A 19,638-nucleotide genomic window follows, 5' to 3' on the forward strand; every position below is an offset into this window, starting at 1 on the left:
CCCGGAAAGCCGCGATGAACCTTTTCTTTGGGCTTCAATATAGCCTCAACAAACTGAACTCGCGCTTATTTACCGCGAACCTTTTCAACAACCGTCCAAGCAGCAACCACAATCAAGCCAGCGATTACCCCAATCACACCGTTAAGCAGTGTCGGTACGATCGCCGTTGCAATCGTGTGACCACGGAAGTCCATAATGATAGGTTCAATCAGATGATGAATTGCAGGGACGTTATGAACAACAATACCGCCCCCAACCAAGAACATTGCTGCAGTACCAACAATCGCAAGCATCTTCATCAATTTCGGTGCGAACGCCACTAGCGCACCACCGAGTTTGGCTTTCAGACCTTCGCCATTGGATTTACGTTCTAGGTAGAAACCCAAATCATCAAGCTTAACAATGCCAGCCACTAAACCGTAGACACCAATGGTCATCAAGATCGCAATCAGGCTTACTACCAAAATCTGCGTCACGATACTTGTTCCTGTGACGGTACCTAACGCAATCACGATGATTTCAGCAGACAAAATAAAGTCAGTACGGATCGCGCCCGCCACTTTTCTCTTCTCATACTCTTCCACGGATTCACCCGTATCAGAGGACTCTTCCGCGTGATCTTCATGCTGATGAGCGTGAGGGAACAGTTTCTCTAAGATCTTCTCTGCGCCTTCAAAACAGAGAAACAAACCACCAATCAAGAGTAACGGCATGATCAACCAAGGAATAAACGCACTAATAAGCAACGCCGCAGGAACCAGTATTAGCTTGTTTTTAAATGAACCTTTCGCGACCGCCCATACCACTGGAATTTCTCGTTCGGCAGCAACACCCGATACTTGCTGCGCGTTTAGCGCCAAATCGTCGCCCAATACACCAGCGGTCTTTTTCGCCGCGACCTTTGACATCAATGCGACATCATCCAATACAGCTGCAATGTCATCCAACAGTGTCAGTAAACTTGCTCCAGCCATTTATTTATCTCTTTTATGGAATTGAATAAGTAACAAAATGTAACACCATTAAATCACTCAGCAAAGTTATGATTCTGCAAAGAATAAGGTCACAAATTGTGTTTTGTGTTGATGTGGCTTTGAGACAGGACTAGTCTTGTCTTACCTTTCAAGCACACAAAAGAAAAGTATAGATGAAAAGCGGATACACTTACCCAATCGGTACCCCAGGTCAGCCATGGGGCGAAGCAGAACGCAAAGCTTGGTGTGAGCAACGTGACGTAAAACGTAGCTACCAAGAAGAAGTCGTGACAAAAATTGATGCCCTTCGCGAGCGTTTTGATGTTGAGCAATACGGCGCACTTTCTTACGACGAGGCACGCTTCCCTCTATTTTGTATCAAGACTCGTAACTGGGATGCAGCAAAACCTGTTGTTTTAGTCACCGGCGGCGTGCACGGCTACGAAACAAGTGGCGTTCATGGCGCACTGAAGTTTGTTGATACACAAGCAGAACGTTATGCAGAACACTTCAACATTGTCGTTGCGCCATGTGTTAGCCCTTGGGGTTACGAAGTGATTAACCGCTGGAACCCAAATGCGATCGATCCAAACCGCTCTTTCTATGCAGATAGCCCTGCGGAAGAGTCAGCAAACTTGATTAAGCTTGTTGCAACCTTGGGTGATGTTCTAATGCACATCGACCTGCACGAGACCACCGATTCTGATGAAACTGAATTCCGCCCTGCACTTGCGGCGCGTGATGGCCTTGAATACATCGAAGGCATGATCCCAGACGGCTTCTACACAGTCGGTGATACAGAAAACCCGCAACCTGAGTTCCAAAAAGCAGTCATCGAGTCAGTAGCGAAAGTAACGCACATTGCACCTGCTGACGATAAAGGCGAAATCATTGGCTCGCCAGTGGTGCAATTTGGCGTCATTAATTACCCAATGGTGAAACTGGGTTTGTGTGGCGGCGTAACCAACTGCACTTACGGCACCACAACCGAAGTTTATCCAGATAGCCCGAAAGTGACTGATGAGGAGTGTAACGATGCTCAAGTTGCAGCAGTTGTAGGCGGTTTAGACTACGTGCTCGCTCAGCTATAACAAGCGGTTCTTATATTGCTCCGGTGTAATGCCGGAGTATTTCTTGAACATGGCAATAAATGGACTGGCTTGGTTATAGCCCAACGTCAACGCCACCTCTTTTACCGTTTGCCCTTTTCTTAATAGCTCCATTGAGTGCAGATAACGAACTCGCAATCGCCATTCAGTAAAACTCATCCCTAACTCACTTTGGCAATGACGAGCTAGCGTTCGTTCAGTGGTATGCACCTTTTCCGCCCACTCCCCCAAACTAATTTCATCCGTTGGCGCTTCTTCAACGGCTTTAAGAATGGGTTCCAGATATTTGTTATCTGTGGTTGGCAAGAAGTGATGCTCAACCTCTTGCTTCGCTAACTGATCAAGCAGTACCTGTACGATGCGTTTGTCTTCTTCACTCTTTGCCACGTTAATGTCGCGCTGACGAAAGTCTTCCACAATTGCAGACACTATTGGCGTTACCTTGATCAGACTGGTTTTAGACGGGAAGTGCTGCGTTAGCTCTGGTGCGATATTTAAAGAGCAGTATTCCAATGGCTTACGGTTATAGCTGGTATGACGAATTCCAGCCGGCACCCAAATAGCCAGATGTGGTGGTGCTAAAAAGCGTGTGTCTTCTGCATCCATTTCTAGAATGCCGCCACTTATCAACTGCACTTGTCCCCAAGGGTGACTATGAATCCGAGTTTCAGTGTTCGACAGAAAGGCTTCAAAATTCATAAACACATCTGATGGTGCTTGCTCAATTGATAATGAAGGATGAAGATTCCTCGTGCTCTTTTTCAAAATTGTCTTCCTATCGCTTACGATGTCTTTCCAGAGATACTTTTCATTATAAAGACCTGTCAGACTAGCGCCATTAATTATTCTGCGATGAGGTTCTCATGGTTTATTTGCTTCCGTTTTTTACTGTCATGATTTGGGGTGGGAATTCCATCGTAAATAAAATGGCAGCAAGTGCCATCGAACCGAGTGCAATGAGTTTCTATCGTTGGTTTGTCGCTATGGTGCTTCTGACGCCATTTTGCCTACCTGCCGTAATCCGCCAACGTCATGTCATTCGTCCTTACCTGCCAAAACTCGCTTGCCTTGCTCTGCTCGGAATGGTGTTAAACCAATCGTTAGGCTACTACGCAGGCTTGACTACCACGGCTTCCAATATGGCGCTAATCACATCTTTGGTGCCACTTATAAGCGTATTTTTGAGCGTACCTTTACTTGGTAAATCTATCTCGATGTTGAGCGTCGCAGGTGGTGTCATTTCTCTAGCTGGCTTAGCGTTTATGCTCGGACATGGTGATATTACCTACTTCCTACATCAAAATATGACACAAGGTGACAGCTTGATGCTTCTTGCTGCCCTTTGTTACGCGATTTACTGCGTGTTACTTAAGCGTTGGAAAATGCCATTCAACAGTATGACTCTGGTTTACATGCAGGGCTTTTTTACGCTGATAATGCTTACCCCACTTTGGCTTAGCAGCGACCAGTTACTTCCAAGCCAAAGCGCTCTACCCTTAATTGCTTATGCGGGTATTGCTGCCTCTATCTTCGCACCTTTAATGTGGGTGAAAGCCATCGATTTGATTGGCGCGGATTCTAGTGCCATGTTCATGAACCTGATGCCTGTGGTCTCGGTAGCTTTGGCTTCGACTATGCTCGGCGAAGAAGTCCATGTTTACCATATCATTGGTGGCATGCTGGTTATCTCTGGCGTTATCTTGTCGCAGGTTAAGATTCGAAAGAAGGTGCAATCGCCAAGCCCAGATTTACCGCCTGCGACATCGTAATTCGATCCCTCAAGCCACGGTATCTTCCGTGGCTTTTTTGTGCTCCACACCTTTTACTGCTCAGGCTGACAGAAAAGTTAATATTTTGTTGCGTCTCCTATTCCAGAATGAATTCCTTGCTGATACATTGAGTCTAATAACAACGACAACAATAAAGGAATGACAGATGAGCAGTGGTCAAAGAGATATTACCCTTCGTTTTCTTGCTGAACCCGGAGACGTAAACTTCGGTGGTAAAGTGCACGGTGGCGCCGTAATGAAATGGATCGACTTGGCCGCTTACGCGTGCAGCGCGGCTTGGAGTGGCAAGTACTGCATCACAGCGTATGCGGGTGGTATTCGATTTGTCGCGCCGATTCATGTCGGTAACTTAGTCGAAGTCAGTGCCAAAGTTATCTACACAGGACGCAGTTCAATGCACATTGCTATCGATGTACAAGCCTGCGATCCCAAAGAGTTAAAAAACCGCCTTACGACACATTGTATCATTATCATGGTTGCAGTTGATGAAGACGGAAAACCAACCGATGTACCAAAGTGGATTCCTGAGTCGGATGAAGACAAAGCACTAGAACAATCAGCCATTCGCTTGATGAACATGCGTAAGCAAATTGGCGAAGAGATGGAAGCGCACGTTAAGTATCTCAAATAACTCACGTCGCTCAACAAAAGTAAGCGTTTGCCCCCTTGCTGTGTGAAGCAATGTCATGGTTGTGTCATTCGCTTCACACAAGCGTCAAATTGTCATAAATCTTTCACTTTGATTTGCTTAAATCCAAGCACAATTTTGCTATTGGATAGAGTTTGGATCTTGAGATTGAAAGAGACCACATTAAGCGAAGACACACTCACTAATTTGAAAGCCGTTGAATACCAGTGGGTAAGAACGATGTATGTCGAAGGATATAACGAAACGGAGATTAATCATTACATTCAAGCTTGCTTTGGTGGTGATTCTACTTTTGCTGATTTATTTCGTCGCGTTGCGCTGCAACAAGAGAGCTTATATACCTTGCTTCAGTACGTAGGTTGCGCTCCTTCAAGCCGAGAGTTTTAATCTCTCCCAACTCCCTGATCGCCCTTTCGAAAATACCCACAGATTATTTATGTGAAGTGATACGCATGGCATTCCGGCTCAACTGTGTAATCCATTGCAAAGCCGCTAATCTCTACCTGCATTAAGAAAATAAACCTCGTGAACGACGGGCATAAAAAAACCTGAGTCAAGACTCAGGTTATGGTTACAAGAAACTGTTAGTGATTAAAGCGTAAGGAACTAAGCTAACAGCCAGCTATGCGTAACGCCAATTAAAGCGAGATATTACTGATCGGCGGCCAAACCAAAAGCGTAATATCGATTGCTAAATATAAGGGCGACCTAATGGTCGCCCTTTTCTAGTTATTCTTTTGTATCTTAGTGACCAACCAAGATTAACCTTTCACACCACCAGCCGTTAGACCACCAACAAGCCAGCGTTGCGCCAGTAAGAATACCGCAGTGATTGGTACAGCTGAAAGCACTGCTGCTGCTGCAAAGTCGCCCCATAAGTAGTTCTGAGGGTACAAGTACTGCTGCATACCAACCGCAAGAGTGTACGAGTTTACATCAGATAGCAGTAGTGATGCTACCGGAACTTCGCCTATCACCATGATAAATGACAAGATAAACACTACCGCAAGAATTGGCACTGAAAGTGGAAGTAGTACCAGACGGAATGCCTGCCAAGGCGTTGCACCATCGAGCGCTGCAGCTTCTTCTAATGAAGAATCGATGCTTTCAAAGTAGCCTTTGATTGTCCATACGTGAAGAGCGATACCGCCTAAGTAAGCGAAGATCAAACCACCATGCGTGTTCAAGCCTAGGAACGGGATGTACTGACCTAGTTTGTCAAACAATGCGTATAGTGCAACCAATGCCAATACTGCAGGGAACATTTGGAAGATCATCATCGCTTTCAGGATAGTGTTCTTACCTTTGAACTTCATACGAGCAAACGCGTACGCTGAAGTGGTCGACAGAGCCACAATCAAGATAGCTGAAATACCACCAACTTTTACTGAGTTCCACAGCCAAGTCATGACTGGGAATGGAGGCGGTGTAACCGACCCATCTGCGTTTGTAACTGATATGCCTAGCGCTAATTTCCAGTGGTCTAGCGTCGGGTTGTCTGGGATAAGGCTACCCGTTGCAAAGTTACCTTCACGGAATGAGATCGCGATGATCATCAGTAGAGGGAAGATAATCAGCGCTAAGAACGCCCACATTGCGATATGCGTAGCCCAAACACGATATTTTAATGACTTGCCTTGTACCATTGCCATTGTTCTGTCTCCTTAATCCTGAGCTACTTTAGTAACACGTAGGTTCAATAGTGCTAGCGCGCCAACCAATAGGAAGATAAGCGTTGCAACCGCACTTGCTAGACCGAAGTCTTGACCGCCAGCGCCTTCAAATGCAATGCGGTACGTGTAGCTTACAAGTAAGTCCGTGTAACCTGCTGGCTCTGATGTGCCAATCATGTTAGGACCACCACCCGTCAATAGCTGGATAAGTACAAAGTTGTTGAAGTTAAACGCGAAGCTAGCGATCAGCAATGGCGTTAGTGGCTTAAGCATCATCGGTAGCGTGATGCGAGTAAAGTTGGTGATGAAGTTTGCGCCATCAATAGCTGATGCTTCATAAAGGTCTTCAGGAATGGCTTTTAGTAGACCCATGCAAAGAATCATCATGTAAGGGAAACCTAACCATGTGTTAACCACTAGGATCATGGTTTTCGCCATGAATGGGTCAGAGAACCACGCAGGGCTAATACCAAACAACCCTTCTAACAACATGTTGATCTCACCAAAGCTCTGGTTGAAGAGACCTTTAAAGATCAAGATAGAGATAAACGCTGGTACCGCATACGGAAGAATAAGCAGTAATCGGTATGCAGAGCGGCCTTTCAAGGCTTCCCACTGAACGACACTTGCAAGTACTAGACCGATAACCAGTGTACAAACAACGGTCAACGCAGAGAAAACAATCGTCCAGATAAAGATGCTGATGAACGGCTCTTTGATACCATCATCTTTCCAAACGCGTTCAAAGTTGTGCGTACCGATGTTTACCACGAAACCTGGAGAAACCGTATTACCAACAAACTGACCATTTTCATCTACTGGTTGGTAGTAACCCACATCCATATTTGGACGTAGTGTCTCTTGAGTACGATTGTTGTATAGCGTCTCACCATCGTCTTGCAGCGTGTAAAGCGGAACAACAGCCGCAAACTTACGAAGACCGCTCATACGGATGTCATCGCCGTTTGGCAGGTGTAAATCAACTCCACTCAAAGCACTGCGGTTTTTAACGATCGTTTTAATCGGTTCTTTATCGCCCGTCGCTTCTGTGATTGGCGCTAAATCTAGGTCTGTCGCAGAGAAGCCTTTCAATTCAAAGGTTGGTGTTGCTAAAAGCGCCTCACCTTTCTTCACTACAATTTGATGACCCTGCTCAGTTTTGTACAGAGTGAACGGGTAGCTATCACCACTTTGGTACGTTCTGTCCATTAAAACGGTCTGCGCACGGTCAAAAGAGAGTTGGTTTTTTGCGCTGTAGTTAGTGAATGCTAGACCTATGGTATAAGCCAAAGGGAAAAGGATGAATAAGATCATCCCCGCAATACCTGGGTAGATATAACGATGAGCGTAGGTCTTTTTACTACCAAAAATAAATAGCGCTAAACCGGTAAGAATGAGCGTAAGGAGTGCAAACGCAATCTCACCACGAGAATACATAAGGATTGTTGCGTAGCCATTGATAATGCCGACTGTGCCTAATAGTGCCCACTTGATAAACACTTTTTTGCTGCTCGGAAGGCTGGCTTCTGGTGCTGTCATAGCATTTGTACCTTGAACTGACTGCATAGGGAACCTGCTAGCGAATATAGGATAAAAGTAGAAAAGTAAGGAGAGGTTGCCCCCTCCTTAAAAAGGGTATTACCGAATTATTTAGTCATTTGTTTTTCTGCATCTGCTAGAGCAGCATCTACAGTTTGACGACCGTCAACAACGTTGATGATAGCGTTCTTAGCAGCCCCCCAGAATGCGTTCATTTGTGGGATGTTTGGCATGATTTCGCCGTTCATCGCATTGTCCATTGTTGCAGCGATACGAGTATCTGAATCTAGCTCTTTTTGGAATGAGTTTAGAGCAACCGCGCCAAGTGGCTTATCGTTGTTAACCATACGTAGACCGTCGTTAGTTAGTAGGTAGTTCTCGATGAACTCTACTGCTAGGTCTTTGTTAGGTGATGCAGTGCTGATACCAGCAGTTAAAACACCAACGAATGGCTTAGAAGATTGACCTTGGAATTTAGGTAGTGTTGTTACGCCGTAGTTCACACCAGACTTCTCGATGTTGCCCCATGACCATGGGCCATTGATAGTCATTGCTGCAGTGCCTTGGTTGAACGCAGACTCAGATACTGAGTAATCCATATCCGCAGAGATAACGCCTTTGTCTACAAGACCTTTCACGAAGTTCATTGCGTCTTTCACGCCTTCGTTCGCAATACCAGCATCTTTAACATCGTAGCCAGTTGAAGTGTACTTGAATGCGTAACCGCCATCAGCCGCCATTAGTGGCCATGTGAAGTACGGTTCTTTTAGGTTCCACATGATTGCAGACTTGCCATCTTTCTTAAGTTTCGCATCTAATGCTGCAACCTCTTCCCATGTTTTAGGTGGGTTTGGAACAAGATCTTTGTTGTAGATAAGAGATAGAGACTCAACCGCTACAGGGTAGCCGATCAGTTTGCCGTCGTAACGAACTGCATCCCATGCGAAATCAACGATGCCTTCTTGAACCTCTTGAGAAGGTTTGATTTCAGCAAGTAGACCAGCTTCTGCATAACCACCGAAACGGTCGTGAGCCCAGAATACGATATCAGGACCATCACCTGTCGCTGCAGTTTGAGGAAACTTGTCTTGTAGGCCGTCTGGGTGAGCCACTGTTACTTTGATACCAGTGTCTTCTTCAAACTTCTTACCAACCTCTGCAAGGCCGTTGTAGCCTTTATCACCGTTGATCCAGATAGTAAGTTGTCCTTCTTCGATGGCAGCGTTTGCACCGAAAGAGCCCAGAGCAACAAGAGTACCTAGTGCTGCAGCGCTTAATTTTTTCATGTTCGTATCCTTTTTATATTTTTGATGTAGGGCTAGTCCATTGAGGTTCAGCCGTATTTCGACATATATCATCTGAAATAATCCTATATGTCTCATCCTCCTAATCCCTACGCCCTTGCAATTATGACGTATTTTCGTGATCTGAATCGCCAAGGGTTAGAGACTCAAATCACAAAATGAATACTTCCTGTGATCAGTTTCAACTTTAGGTCACGCAATAATGTGATTTCCGCCCAACCCTCCCTCTACTCCTCCTTTTGGCCTCCTCCCCGCCTACTCCCCCTACAATTATTTCCACTAGGAGGATGTAGCAATGAGCACAATCTTAGAAACTGCAGTCATCCAAGAGTGGATGGTAAGAACCCTTTCCCAGCAGTACCTACCCTATAGGTTAAAAGATTTGCTGGTTTTGCATTGCCATACGAGCGGAATTGTCATTATTGGTGTTGTTTGTGGTAATTATTTCACGGGGGAGACAACACGAATAATGTGGGGGAGAGAAACTCGTATTTGGCTATGGTGGGTAACGCTCCTGTTCAGGACATTTTGGAGCGTTACCCTGTTTTTCTTACCAACCCCAATAACTTACCGATTCCTACTGTTACTGCTCGCTAGAAAATTCATATAATGATGAGCGGTGAAAAATAAAAATTGATCGAGGACGAGCTACATGGCGAGTGTCACGTTAAAAAATGTTTGTAAAGCGTATGGCGACGTACTGATTTCTAAAAACGTAGATCTAGAAATCCACGAAGGCGAATTCGTGGTTTTCGTTGGTCCATCAGGTTGTGGTAAATCTACCCTTCTACGTTGTATTGCCGGTCTTGAAGACATTACATCAGGTGATTTGTATATTGGTGACGAGCGCATGAACGACGTAGAACCATCCAAACGTGGTGTTGGTATGGTATTCCAGTCTTACGCTCTTTACCCACACCTAAATCTATACGACAACATGTCGTTTGGTCTTAAGCTGGCAAAAGCGGACAAAGCGGAAATCGATAAGCGTGTTGAGCACGCAGCGGAAATTCTGCAGCTGGGTCACTTGTTGGAGCGTCAACCAAAAGCACTATCTGGTGGTCAACGTCAACGTGTCGCCATCGGCCGTACGCTTGTTTCTCAGCCAAACGTATTCCTTCTTGATGAGCCACTATCAAACCTAGACGCCGCGCTTCGTGTAAACATGCGTGCGCAAATCACTAAGCTACAACGCCAACTAGGCTGTACCATGATCTACGTAACACACGATCAGGTAGAAGCAATGACAATGGCAGATAAAATCGTGGTTCTTGATGGCGGTTACGTTTCTCAGGTTGGTAAACCTCTGGAGCTTTACCACTACCCACAAAACCGCTTTGTCGCTGGCTTCATCGGCTCACCAAAAATGAACTTCATGAGTGTATTCATTGAAGAAGCCGAAGCAGAGCGCGTAAAAGTACAACTTTCTAATGGTGTGTCGTTCTGGATTCCAGTCGACGGCACAACAGTTAACCGCGGTGACCGTATGTCACTAGGTATTCGTCCAGAGCACCTCATTGAAGCAACAGAAGCTGATGCAGCGATTCACGGCGAAGTGATGATTGTTGAAAAACTTGGTAATGAGACTCAAGTTTACTTGAACCTTGAAGGTGCTGACGCAGATGTTATCTACCGCCAGCCAGACACGTTACCAGTTGATACGGGTGACAAGCTTGAAATCGGTATCCCAGCGCATCGATGCCACTTGTTCCACAGTGATGGTCGTGCGTGTCGTCGCCTACATAAAGAAAATGGCGTAGACGTAGAATAAAATCTCTTTCACCTTTGCTTGCTAACAATCCCTCTCATTCGAGAGGGATTTTTTTATTTCAAAACTATCGTATTAATTTCTCACCTTAAAAATTAATCCAATAGACAATGTTCATCGTCAAACATTAGTTACCTTATCTTACTCCCTGATTAGTACTTTTACCCACCAACCCCCAGTAAGTATTACGTTTTTCCTAACCTGTAAATATTAGCCTAAGGTCTAAATTTCATTCTTATTTCCACTTACCCAAACAGTGCAAATTTTTAAACTTGTTTCGGATATATAAGGGCTCTAGCCCAATCTATTACACAAGCCTTAACAATATAAAGCGTTAACGACACGGATATTGAGAACGACACTCAATGGCGGTAGCGTGTCTAAAGGGAAACTTAAGTTATGAAACACAAAGGACTTATTCGTTCGCATGAGGTGGAGTTTGCTTTTCTATACCGCCTGATTGATCTCGTTGTCATTGTGTCATTTATGCTGCTACTCGTAATGAATGACGTTAACACCTCTATTGAGAAAGACTACGTAATCTTATCATTCGTCGGTAGCATCTCATTTCTGATCATGGCTGAAAGCGGCAAGTTATATCGCTCATGGCGTACAAGCTCGTTCAAAGAACAAATCTCTATCACGTGCATATCTTGGCTCGTTACCTGTACCTTCCTCTTTATGGTTTTGTACTTCTCTCAAGTTCATCAACTATTTGATAAAAATCTATTAGTCGTTTGGTTCCTGCTTACACCCATCCTCCTTTTATCTTGGCGAAGCGTGTTTCGCGTCGCTTTAGCCTACATGCGTAAACTAGGCTACAACACCAGAACAGCAATCATCATTGGACAAACCCAACATGGTTTAACTTTGGCGAATGAACTAGAAAACCACTCTGAACATGGTGTGCTGTTCGATGGTTTCTACGACGAACGCTCAAAGGACCGCTTACCTACGTCAGACTACCCAATCAAAGGCAACGTAAGTTTAGCGCTGGAACGAGCGAAACGTGGTGAGGTCGATTACGTCTATATCGCAATGCCAATGCATGCAAACGAGCGTATCGCGCTATTCCTCAATCAGTTTTCTGATACGACAGCTAATACTTATCTCATCCCTGATTTCTTCACTTATAACCTGTTGCACTCACGTTGGGATCAAATCGGCCAAGTACAAACTCTAAGCGTTTTCGATACCCCCTTCGCAGGGATTTCATCTTGGATTAAACGCCTAGAAGATATTGTTCTCTCTAGCATTATATTGCTTCTAATTTCTCCAGTACTGCTCGCCATTTCAGTCGGGATTAAGCTGACTTCAAAAGGCCCAATCATCTTTAAACAGTTCCGTTACGGGTTGGATGGTCGAAAGATTGCAGTTTGGAAGTTCCGTTCAATGACAACGATGGAACAAGGCAACGATGTAAAACAAGCCACTAAAAACGACCCTCGTATTACGCCTTTCGGTGGATTCCTTCGTCGAACTTCTCTCGACGAACTTCCTCAATTTATCAATGTTCTTCAAGGTACGATGTCAATTGTCGGACCTCGTCCACACGCGGTGTCACACAACGAAGAGTATCGCCAGATTGTCGATCGCTACATGCTGAGACATAAGGTAAAGCCTGGTATTACCGGCTGGGCTCAAATTAATGGTTATCGAGGTGAAACAGACACTCTAGATAAAATGGAAAAACGCGTTGAATTCGATTTGGACTACATCCACCACTGGTCAGTATGGATGGATCTCAAAATCATTTTCTTAACCATTTTCAAAGGGTTTACAGGTTCCAATGCGTATTAAATTCATCCCAATAACGAAAGCTCCTGTCATCGCAGCTGTTACCCTCATCTCGGCAGCTGCAGCGGCTGAACCGATGGCCTACAAAACAGACTCCGGCATTGAGCTTATTCCTACCGTTGGTTTGTTTTACGAAGGTAATGACAACATCAACAAAGCCGATAGTGGTGAGAACATAGAATCAGTCAACATATGGGGCGTAGAACCTGCTTTGCTGGCCAAAATAGAGCGTAATCAATACCGAGCAAACCTACTCTATAAGCTGAGTGCTGGGTTTTCTTCTGATGATCAGAATGACTACGATGACCACACCTTTCAGTTTACTAATTTCTTTGAGTTCAATCGTCGCAATCACCTTGTTATCGATTATCAGTTCCGCGCTCAACATGAAGAGAAAGGTGAAGACTTCACCGAAGGCCAAGGTAGCTTGCTTAACAGCCCTGTTGAGTTTCATCGCAACGACTTGAAAACAAACTATGTGTTCGGTTCTAAAGGCTCAAAAGGTAGGTTGGAGTTTGGTATTGGATACAGTGACAAGACATACCAAAACTATCGTGATGGAATGCCTGGCAAGCCTGATGCAAAGACCAAATACAACGACTTACGCGCACCGAGCGCCCACATAGAGTTTTATCTTCGAGCGACACCTAGAACATACTGGTTGATTGGTACTCAACAAGTAAGCACGGATTACCTGTCAGACAACCCCTCAGTGCCATCAAAAGATAGCTACTCCGGCTTCTATTACACCGGAGCTCAGTGGGAAGTCACGGGGAAAACACAAGGTATCGCGCGATTGGGCTATCAGGTGAAGAGCTTCGACAGCGATGAGCGAGAAACCTTTGACGGATTGAGTTGGGACATTGGTTTGGAGTGGCTCCCACAAGAGCAAACCCTGTTTACGGTCAAAACCACCCAAGCGGCAGTTAGCCCTGACCAAGACGGCGATTACAACCTTCAAACACGCTACATATTAGATATAAAACACGACTGGAACAGTTACCTAACAACACGATTGGGGGCTTTGTACCAACAAGATGACTATACCGGTATCACTCGAAATGAAGATCGCTACGCCCTCTCTGCGGGACTCGATTACCACATAAAGCGGTGGGTTTTACTTCAAGCTGACTGGCGATATCAGGACAAGAATTCCAATTGGCAGAATTATAGCTTTGATCAAAACATTTGGGCTCTTAGCGCTCGATTTTCTTTATAACAAGGAACGTTAATGAAACTTTTAACCACTTTGTTGAGTTTCGTACTCACCTTGTTCAGTGCTCCGACGTTTTCGGCTGCTAACGAACAGGATTACCAATTAGATACTGGCGACACGATTTCAGTCCAAGTGTATGGCGAAGAAGACCTCACCATTAAAAATATCCTTATCACGTCAGATGGCTACTTTGATTACCCATACCTTGGGCGTATTAAAGCAATCAACAAAACACCAAAACAACTGAAGTATGAAATCGAGACTGGGTTAAAGGGAGATTACCTCATTAATCCAAAGGTGATGGTCACCATCAACAGTTTCCGATTGTTTTATGTCAACGGTGAAGTGAGAAAACCTGGGGGCTTTGAATATCAACCAGGATTGACCATCGAAAAAGCGATAGCACTCGCAGGTGGGTTAACGGATAGAGCCTCCCGTAAAGGCATCAACCTTACTCAACACAATACGGGTAAAACCGTGGAAAGTGTCAGCATGCAACGTTCTGTTGAACCTGGTGACATTGTATTTATCGATCAGAGCTTCTTCTAAATGACAGGCAATTCAATGAACGGAACTCAAGCAAATCATATCCCTTCGAATCACGTTGAGCTAATTCGGTTCGGGCACCACTTCAGAACCCTGAAAAAGAACTGGTTAAGTATTCTTGCTTTTACCATTATCTTTTCTCTCACCTGCACTTGGTATATCTATTCTAAGAAGTCGGTATACCAAGCAACGGCAACCCTACTCATCCAAGAAGAGCAAAAAAGCGCCCTCTCGATCGAAGAAGTGTATGGGGTTGATACCACAAAGAAAGAGTACTTCCAAACTCAAATCGCGATACTGAAATCCAACCACATCGCCGATAAAGTCATCACTCAACTCAACCTAACTAAGCACCCAGAATTCACCAGTGCTAGCGGTATCAAGCAGAAAATTGATGAAATAAAAGCGATTCCTTTTGTACAGGATTTACTGCACGTCGCACCAAACCCCAAGGAAACATCCCAACACAGCAAACCGTACTATCAAGCGCTACAAACTTTTAAAAGAAAGCTTGAGATTGAGCCCGTTCGCAATACCCAATTGGTGAAGATTCGTTTTCGCTCCACCGACCCTCAACTTGCAACCACCGTTGCAAACGCTGTCGGTCAGGCTTACATCGATGCAAATTTCGAAGCTAAACTGGTTGTCACGCAAAATGCGGCAACATGGTTAACCAATAACTCGCAGAAGTTAGAAGAACGCCTTAGAACCTCAGAGCAGGCTCTGCAAGAATTCTTGATGCAAGAAGGGCTAATCGACATTAATGGCATCGATGACATCTATGCTAACGAACTGGAAGAACTCAACCGAAAACTCAACACTGCTGTCAACAACCGAATAGAAGCACAAACATTAATTGAGCTCCTTAAGCGAAAGTCCTCACAAGATTTGGATAGCTTGTTATCTATTGATGAGTTTGCCAACCAAGCGCAAATACGCGATTTAAAACTATCTGAAGCACAAGCGGCGAAAAGCGTATCGGAATTATCACAACGCTACGGCCCGAAACATGATCGTATGATTCAAGCTCAGGCGCAGCTGACATCTATCCAAGCAAGAACGCAGCGACTGATACGTGAAATTTCTTTTAGTAAGCAGCAAGACTTGCTCGCAGCAAAGTCACAAGAAGATCTTTTACGAGCTGAATTGGATCGTAAAAAGTCAGACTTCCAAATGCTTGGATCTCAAAAAGCACGTTACGAGCAACTCAAGCGAGAAGTGGAATCCAACAAAGATCTTTACGAAGCGTTTTTGAATCGTGAAAAAGAAACGAACGCGACAAGCGATTACAAAAATGTCACTGCGCGATTTACTGACCCAGCGATTGTGCCACTCTTCCCTATCGCCCCACAGCGCATGAAGTTGGTTATAATCGCTACTTTCTTCGGGTTTGCAATTGCTTGCGCGCTTGTGATTCTTTTAGAAACACTTCGCGAAGTCATTCGAACTTCATCTGATGTTCAAGATAAACTTGGCGTCACGTGCCTTGGTACCATTCCAAAGGTCAAAAAACGTAACCTCAGACAAGGAGGCGTTACCTACTCGGCTTATTTAGACCAAGATGAAAAACTGTTTAGTGAAGCTTGCCGCTCGGTAAGAACATCCTTATTGTTAAGGCTTACGAATACCAATCAGAAAGTACTGCCTTTCACCTCTGCAATACCAGAAGAGGGTAAGACATCCACCAGCATCAATATGGCCGTATCCTTTTCAACGATGGAGAGAGTACTACTTATCGATTGTGACTTGCGCAGACCATCACTAGCAAAACGATTCAATATTCCAGAGTCAAATCCCGGCCTCACAAACATCCTGACGATGGACGCCCCTTTGAGAGATTGCATTGTACGTAATGAAGAAGCGAATTTAGATGTACTGCCGGCAGGGATCATTCCACCTAACCCACAGGAGTTACTGGCATCAGACCGCTTCGATAAATTGTTGAGCCATCTAAAGGACAAATACGATCGCATCATTATTGATACGCCACCATTGCTGTCTGTTAGTGACGCCTTAATCCTAGGTCAACAAGCTAACGGTCTGATCACGGTTATCCGTTCAGAATCCACTAAAGCATCACTGGTTAACATAGCGTTATCCAAACAAATTCAACACTCGATACCATCTCTTGGTGTTCTTATCACTCAGGCGAAATCTAAGGAAGGAGAAGCGCTTTATGTCCAAAAATACGCCTACTAATCATTCTATGCAGTGGTATCAGATTCTTAAAAGCCAAGAAAAACCGATCCTTATTTATCAGATGGGCAAAGTAGGTTCGAGCGCACTAGAAAAATCCATTCCAAACTCGCTTCATTTGCATGATTTGATGTCAATTGAAGCAGGAAAGCAGATTTCACCCGTGCGGGCACAACTCCATAAGCCCGTCACTAACCTTGTTAAACGCACATTAAAACGAGCTGTCATGTGCAATATGCTCAAACGTAAGGAACAAGTCCGTATTATTTCCTTAGTTCGTGAACCTGTTGGACGAAACGTCTCGATGTTTTTTCAGTCGTTACCGTTTTGGATGGCAGACAAGTACCTCAAAGATGACAGCGCGGTACGCTCTGAGCGTCCTCAGTTACTTCATGAAGCATTCGAAGAGCATGTTAATCACCAATATCCTCTTGAGTGGTTCGATAATGAAATCAAAGCACTGACAGGCATTGATGTTTTTGTTCAACCATTTGATCACCAACTTGGTTACCAGACTTATCAAAATCGTAATTTTTCACTCATGGTGGTTCGCATCGACAAGCTGGATCAATCGCAACAAGCGATCAGCGAGTTTTTGCAACAAGATGTAGAAGTTGTGCATGAAAATCAGGCCGACAATAAATGGTATTCACCGTTGATTAAAGAGTTTAAAAGCTCATACCAACCCAAACCTGAATTCGTCGAAGAAATGCTGTCCTCCAAGTTAACACAACATTTCTTTACCGCACCAGAAATCGAAACGTTGAAGAAAAAATACTTAACGGCTTAACCATGACAACAAAAATACTACACATTATCAATGATCTATCTAAGAATGGTGGTGCACAAAAGTTTCTCGTCGATCTCGTCATGGAACACGGGCCAGAGTATGAAATCAAAGTACTAGTATTATGCGATGACAACGACTATTTGGATCAACTTTCCGCACAAGGAGTCGTTTGCTTCAACTGGCAAGCACTCTCCCTTAAAGAAAGGTGGTCGGTATTGCGTTGGCCAGATTTAGTGCACGGCCATCTTTACCCCTCAATCTACCTTGCTTTATTGGCGTTTGGAAAAAAACGTATTCAAACCGAACACTGCTCTTACAATCGTCGTCGCGACTACCCACTATTTAAATTCTTAGAATACATCCTTTATAGAGGCCATGACCTGACTGTCAGCATCAGTGAAAAAGTGCAAGAAGAGTTGGTTAAGTTTATGCCTCATTATCAACACAAATATCGTGTGGTTCACAACGGAGTAGACCTTGAACGCTTCCCGATGAAGGTGAAAACTGAGAGCCAACTTGCTCAGAAAAGCGTGATTAACATCGGTATGGTTGGCCGACTGCATGAACATAAGGATCATGAAACGCTTATCCGCTCTGTTGCACTATTGCCTCACAATTATGAGCTACACCTTGCTGGCGATGGAGCAAAGCGACATGAATTAGAGTCGTTGTGCCAACAACTCAATATTGTAGAGCGTGTTCATTTTCATGGCGTAGTTTCTGATATCCCCGCCTTTCTTTCTAATATGGACGTTTATGTCCAGTCATCACATGTTGAAGGCTTTGGTCTTGCTGCGGTCGAAGCGATGGCGGCAGGTTTGCCTGTACTTTCTTCTGATGTACCCGGGCTGGATGAGGTCATGGGTAACAAGGAATATTTGTTCACTGTCGGTGCGTCAGAGCAGTTAGCAGAAAAGATCGCTCAACTATGCAACACGACCGGACTCTACGACCACGCCAGTGAATATTCCGTGAATCGTGCCAAGCTATACACAATCGATAAATTCCGAGATGGTTACTATGGTCTTTACCAGCAACTCTGCACCAGCAAGTAACCGTGTGTCGCTGCTTGCTGCGATTACCCTAGCTCTATTCTTCGTGCCGATAAAGGTTGGATTAGGAGGGGTTACTTTAGCACCATCAGATATTGCGAGCTTGCTGTCGCTGGGATTTGCTGCACTGGTTGTCCTTGAAGGAAAAGCGCATAAGTTGTTCCACCCTGAAATTGGATTCTTGCTGTTGTTTACCGGCTACGTGTTTGTTAATGGCATGCTGAATCGCGTACCTATCTTCTCCTTAATCACAGAGACCGTTCAATGGGTTGCAATACTCAGTTTATTGGGGGTGTTATACGCCTATGGTGTATTTAGCGATGAACGAGTGATGGTGTACTTCACCTATTGCTTGCTGATCATTTGCGCTCTCGTCGCAGCGTGGCACTTTGCGCAAGGTTACCACAGCGGTTTTAAACTTCTTGGCGTCAGTAAATACGCTTTTGGTGTTCTTTGCTCCCTTCTCTATTTATATCGAGCACGAATCAAAGCTTTCCCTGTTTTAATGCTGCTTGCGTTTGCTCTACTGCTCATGTCGCAAGAAAGGAAAGCACTGCTAGGTTTCTGTTTGTTAGTCTTCATCGACCAGCTTTTTATTAAACGATTAATCCGTCAAACCCTCAACGAAACGTATGCATGGACGGTGTTACTCGTTAGCACTTTGATTATCTTAGCGACGATATCCGCCGCACTCTATTTTGGGTTTGAACAATTGGCGGATAAGCTTGAAATAACCCAAGAGGACATTCTGTTCGCCAACCAAAGTGAGGCTCGCTGGGTTTCCAATTTACACCGTAAATTACTGTTGGCAAACGGCCTCGACATCTTACTTGAGCATCCTATTTTGGGCGTCGGAGCAAAGATGCTGCCTCATTATATGATTCATTATTTCAACTACGACGAGTTGGCTATTTATACCCACAATTTCATTCTCGACACTTCAATAGAGTATGGCTTACTCGGCATTGTCTTACTATTTGGTGGTTACTTCCACTTTATGAAGCAATGCTTCAAGACATTGAAAGTAAACAGAAAAAGCTTATTACTTTCTATTTACGCTCTGGTGATGGTTTTTTTCGTCGCGGTGAATACCACCATCATTTTAATACTTTTACTACCCGTCATGATCAGCAAAAAACGGCATTATAGTCGTCAGATAGAACCTCTTAAACAACCTGATCATAACGATCAAACTGAATTACCGATTCCGCCTATAACCAACAACTAATCACACC

At 44.5% G+C, this 19,638-nt stretch carries 17 protein-coding genes; 12 read left to right on the plus strand and 5 right to left on the minus strand.

The window, feature by feature from the left end:
- Positions 1-65: 65 nt before the first annotated feature.
- A complete protein-coding gene (locus BCT11_RS09095) occupies positions 66-974 on the minus strand; it encodes a DUF808 domain-containing protein (protein WP_042600134.1) in 909 nt (302 codons plus the stop codon).
- 173 nt (positions 975-1,147) lie between these two features.
- On the opposite strand from BCT11_RS09095, the gene BCT11_RS09100 reads away from it, so the two are divergent.
- A complete protein-coding gene (locus BCT11_RS09100) occupies positions 1,148-2,065 on the plus strand; it encodes a M14 family metallocarboxypeptidase (RefSeq protein ID WP_095760010.1) in 918 nt (305 codons plus the stop codon).
- Here the strand turns inward: BCT11_RS09100 and BCT11_RS09105 are convergent.
- On the minus strand, positions 2,060-2,848 hold the full coding sequence (locus BCT11_RS09105; RefSeq protein ID WP_038893499.1) for a helix-turn-helix transcriptional regulator: 789 nt from the start codon (positions 2,846-2,848) through the stop codon (positions 2,060-2,062). The two genes, BCT11_RS09100 and BCT11_RS09105, sit on opposite strands and share 6 nt — an antisense overlap.
- A gap of 98 nt (positions 2,849-2,946) precedes the next feature.
- Between BCT11_RS09105 and BCT11_RS09110 the strand changes: the two genes are divergently transcribed.
- The 3 genes from BCT11_RS09110 to BCT11_RS09120 all read left to right on the plus strand — a co-directional run bounded on the left by BCT11_RS09110 (position 2,947) and on the right by BCT11_RS09120 (position 4,909).
- Positions 2,947-3,852: a DMT family transporter gene (locus BCT11_RS09110; protein ID WP_095760011.1), complete on the plus strand. Its 906-nt coding sequence runs from the start codon at positions 2,947-2,949 to the stop codon at positions 3,850-3,852.
- Between the two features lie 166 nt (positions 3,853-4,018).
- Complete coding sequence (locus BCT11_RS09115) at positions 4,019-4,504, plus strand: acyl-CoA thioesterase (RefSeq protein ID WP_102388135.1); 486 nt, start codon at positions 4,019-4,021, stop codon at positions 4,502-4,504.
- Positions 4,505-4,663: 159 nt separating this feature from the next.
- Positions 4,664-4,909 (plus strand): hypothetical protein, encoded by a 246-nt coding sequence (locus tag BCT11_RS09120; RefSeq protein WP_038877777.1) that lies wholly within the window; start codon positions 4,664-4,666, stop codon positions 4,907-4,909.
- Positions 4,910-5,283: 374 nt separating this feature from the next.
- On the opposite strand, the gene malG is transcribed toward BCT11_RS09120, so the two are convergent.
- The 3 genes from malG to malE all read right to left on the minus strand — a co-directional run bounded on the left by malG (position 5,284) and on the right by malE (position 9,020).
- Positions 5,284-6,174 carry a maltose ABC transporter permease MalG gene (gene malG / locus BCT11_RS09125; protein ID WP_020194055.1) on the minus strand — a complete coding sequence of 297 codons (891 nt, stop codon included), beginning with the start codon at positions 6,172-6,174 and terminating at the stop codon, positions 5,284-5,286.
- 12 nt (positions 6,175-6,186) lie between these two features.
- Positions 6,187-7,761 carry a maltose ABC transporter permease MalF gene (malF, locus tag BCT11_RS09130; protein ID WP_039975037.1) on the minus strand — a complete coding sequence of 525 codons (1,575 nt, stop codon included), beginning with the start codon at positions 7,759-7,761 and terminating at the stop codon, positions 6,187-6,189.
- Between the two features lie 80 nt (positions 7,762-7,841).
- Positions 7,842-9,020: a maltose/maltodextrin ABC transporter substrate-binding protein MalE gene (gene malE / locus BCT11_RS09135; RefSeq protein ID WP_038877780.1), complete on the minus strand. Its 1,179-nt coding sequence runs from the start codon at positions 9,018-9,020 to the stop codon at positions 7,842-7,844.
- A 670-nt stretch (positions 9,021-9,690) separates the two neighbouring features.
- Between malE and malK the strand changes: the two genes are divergently transcribed.
- From malK to BCT11_RS09180, 8 genes are all read left to right on the plus strand, one after another.
- On the plus strand, positions 9,691-10,809 hold the full coding sequence (malK, locus tag BCT11_RS09145; protein ID WP_038867207.1) for a maltose/maltodextrin ABC transporter ATP-binding protein MalK: 1,119 nt from the start codon (positions 9,691-9,693) through the stop codon (positions 10,807-10,809).
- Positions 10,810-11,205: 396 nt separating this feature from the next.
- Positions 11,206-12,606, plus strand: coding sequence for an undecaprenyl-phosphate glucose phosphotransferase (locus BCT11_RS09150; protein WP_038867206.1), 1,401 nt, complete (start codon positions 11,206-11,208; stop codon positions 12,604-12,606).
- Positions 12,596-13,822 (plus strand): outer membrane beta-barrel protein, encoded by a 1,227-nt coding sequence (locus BCT11_RS09155; protein ID WP_102388137.1) that lies wholly within the window; start codon positions 12,596-12,598, stop codon positions 13,820-13,822. Before BCT11_RS09150 ends, BCT11_RS09155 begins: the two co-directional genes overlap by 11 nt.
- 12 nt (positions 13,823-13,834) lie before the next feature.
- Complete coding sequence (locus tag BCT11_RS09160) at positions 13,835-14,368, plus strand: polysaccharide biosynthesis/export family protein (RefSeq protein ID WP_038867203.1); 534 nt, start codon at positions 13,835-13,837, stop codon at positions 14,366-14,368.
- Positions 14,369-16,564: a polysaccharide biosynthesis tyrosine autokinase gene (locus BCT11_RS09165; protein WP_102388138.1), complete on the plus strand. Its 2,196-nt coding sequence runs from the start codon at positions 14,369-14,371 to the stop codon at positions 16,562-16,564.
- Positions 16,542-17,351 carry a putative capsular polysaccharide synthesis family protein gene (locus tag BCT11_RS09170; protein ID WP_038867200.1) on the plus strand — a complete coding sequence of 270 codons (810 nt, stop codon included), beginning with the start codon at positions 16,542-16,544 and terminating at the stop codon, positions 17,349-17,351. The genes BCT11_RS09165 and BCT11_RS09170 overlap by 23 nt, the downstream gene beginning before the upstream one ends.
- Positions 17,352-17,353: 2 nt before the next feature.
- The gene (locus tag BCT11_RS09175; RefSeq protein ID WP_038877788.1) at positions 17,354-18,406 is read left to right on the plus strand and encodes a glycosyltransferase; all 1,053 of its coding nucleotides are present in this window, start codon (positions 17,354-17,356) and stop codon (positions 18,404-18,406) included.
- Positions 18,372-19,631 (plus strand): O-antigen ligase family protein, encoded by a 1,260-nt coding sequence (locus tag BCT11_RS09180; RefSeq protein WP_102388139.1) that lies wholly within the window; start codon positions 18,372-18,374, stop codon positions 19,629-19,631. The genes BCT11_RS09175 and BCT11_RS09180 overlap by 35 nt, the downstream gene beginning before the upstream one ends.
- Positions 19,632-19,638 lie beyond the last annotated feature (7 nt).

This window comes from Vibrio sp. 10N.222.52.B12, assembly GCF_002875385.1.
In the GTDB taxonomy this organism is placed as follows: Bacteria; Pseudomonadota; Gammaproteobacteria; order Enterobacterales; family Vibrionaceae; genus Vibrio; species Vibrio jasicida.

What these genes read in the sequence shown, in the direction of transcription:
- malK (WP_038867207.1), top strand. Translation starts at nt 9,691, where the DNA reads ATGGCGAGTGTCACGTTAAAAAATGTTTGTAAAGCGTATGGCGACGTA.
- BCT11_RS09180 (WP_102388139.1), top strand. Translation starts at nt 18,372, where the DNA reads ATGGTCTTTACCAGCAACTCTGCACCAGCAAGTAACCGTGTGTCGCTG.
- malG (WP_020194055.1), bottom strand. Translation starts at nt 6,174, where the DNA reads ATGGCAATGGTACAAGGCAAGTCATTAAAATATCGTGTTTGGGCTACG.
- malE (WP_038877780.1), bottom strand. Translation starts at nt 9,020, where the DNA reads ATGAAAAAATTAAGCGCTGCAGCACTAGGTACTCTTGTTGCTCTGGGC.
- BCT11_RS09155 (WP_102388137.1), top strand. Translation starts at nt 12,596, where the DNA reads ATGCGTATTAAATTCATCCCAATAACGAAAGCTCCTGTCATCGCAGCT.
- BCT11_RS09165 (WP_102388138.1), top strand. Translation starts at nt 14,369, where the DNA reads ATGACAGGCAATTCAATGAACGGAACTCAAGCAAATCATATCCCTTCG.
- BCT11_RS09150 (WP_038867206.1), top strand. Translation starts at nt 11,206, where the DNA reads ATGAAACACAAAGGACTTATTCGTTCGCATGAGGTGGAGTTTGCTTTT.
- BCT11_RS09175 (WP_038877788.1), top strand. Translation starts at nt 17,354, where the DNA reads ATGACAACAAAAATACTACACATTATCAATGATCTATCTAAGAATGGT.
- BCT11_RS09115 (WP_102388135.1), top strand. Translation starts at nt 4,019, where the DNA reads ATGAGCAGTGGTCAAAGAGATATTACCCTTCGTTTTCTTGCTGAACCC.
- malF (WP_039975037.1), bottom strand. Translation starts at nt 7,761, where the DNA reads ATGCAGTCAGTTCAAGGTACAAATGCTATGACAGCACCAGAAGCCAGC.
- BCT11_RS09160 (WP_038867203.1), top strand. Translation starts at nt 13,835, where the DNA reads ATGAAACTTTTAACCACTTTGTTGAGTTTCGTACTCACCTTGTTCAGT.
- BCT11_RS09110 (WP_095760011.1), top strand. Translation starts at nt 2,947, where the DNA reads ATGGTTTATTTGCTTCCGTTTTTTACTGTCATGATTTGGGGTGGGAAT.
- BCT11_RS09170 (WP_038867200.1), top strand. Translation starts at nt 16,542, where the DNA reads ATGTCCAAAAATACGCCTACTAATCATTCTATGCAGTGGTATCAGATT.
- BCT11_RS09095 (WP_042600134.1), bottom strand. Translation starts at nt 974, where the DNA reads ATGGCTGGAGCAAGTTTACTGACACTGTTGGATGACATTGCAGCTGTA.
- BCT11_RS09100 (WP_095760010.1), top strand. Translation starts at nt 1,148, where the DNA reads ATGAAAAGCGGATACACTTACCCAATCGGTACCCCAGGTCAGCCATGG.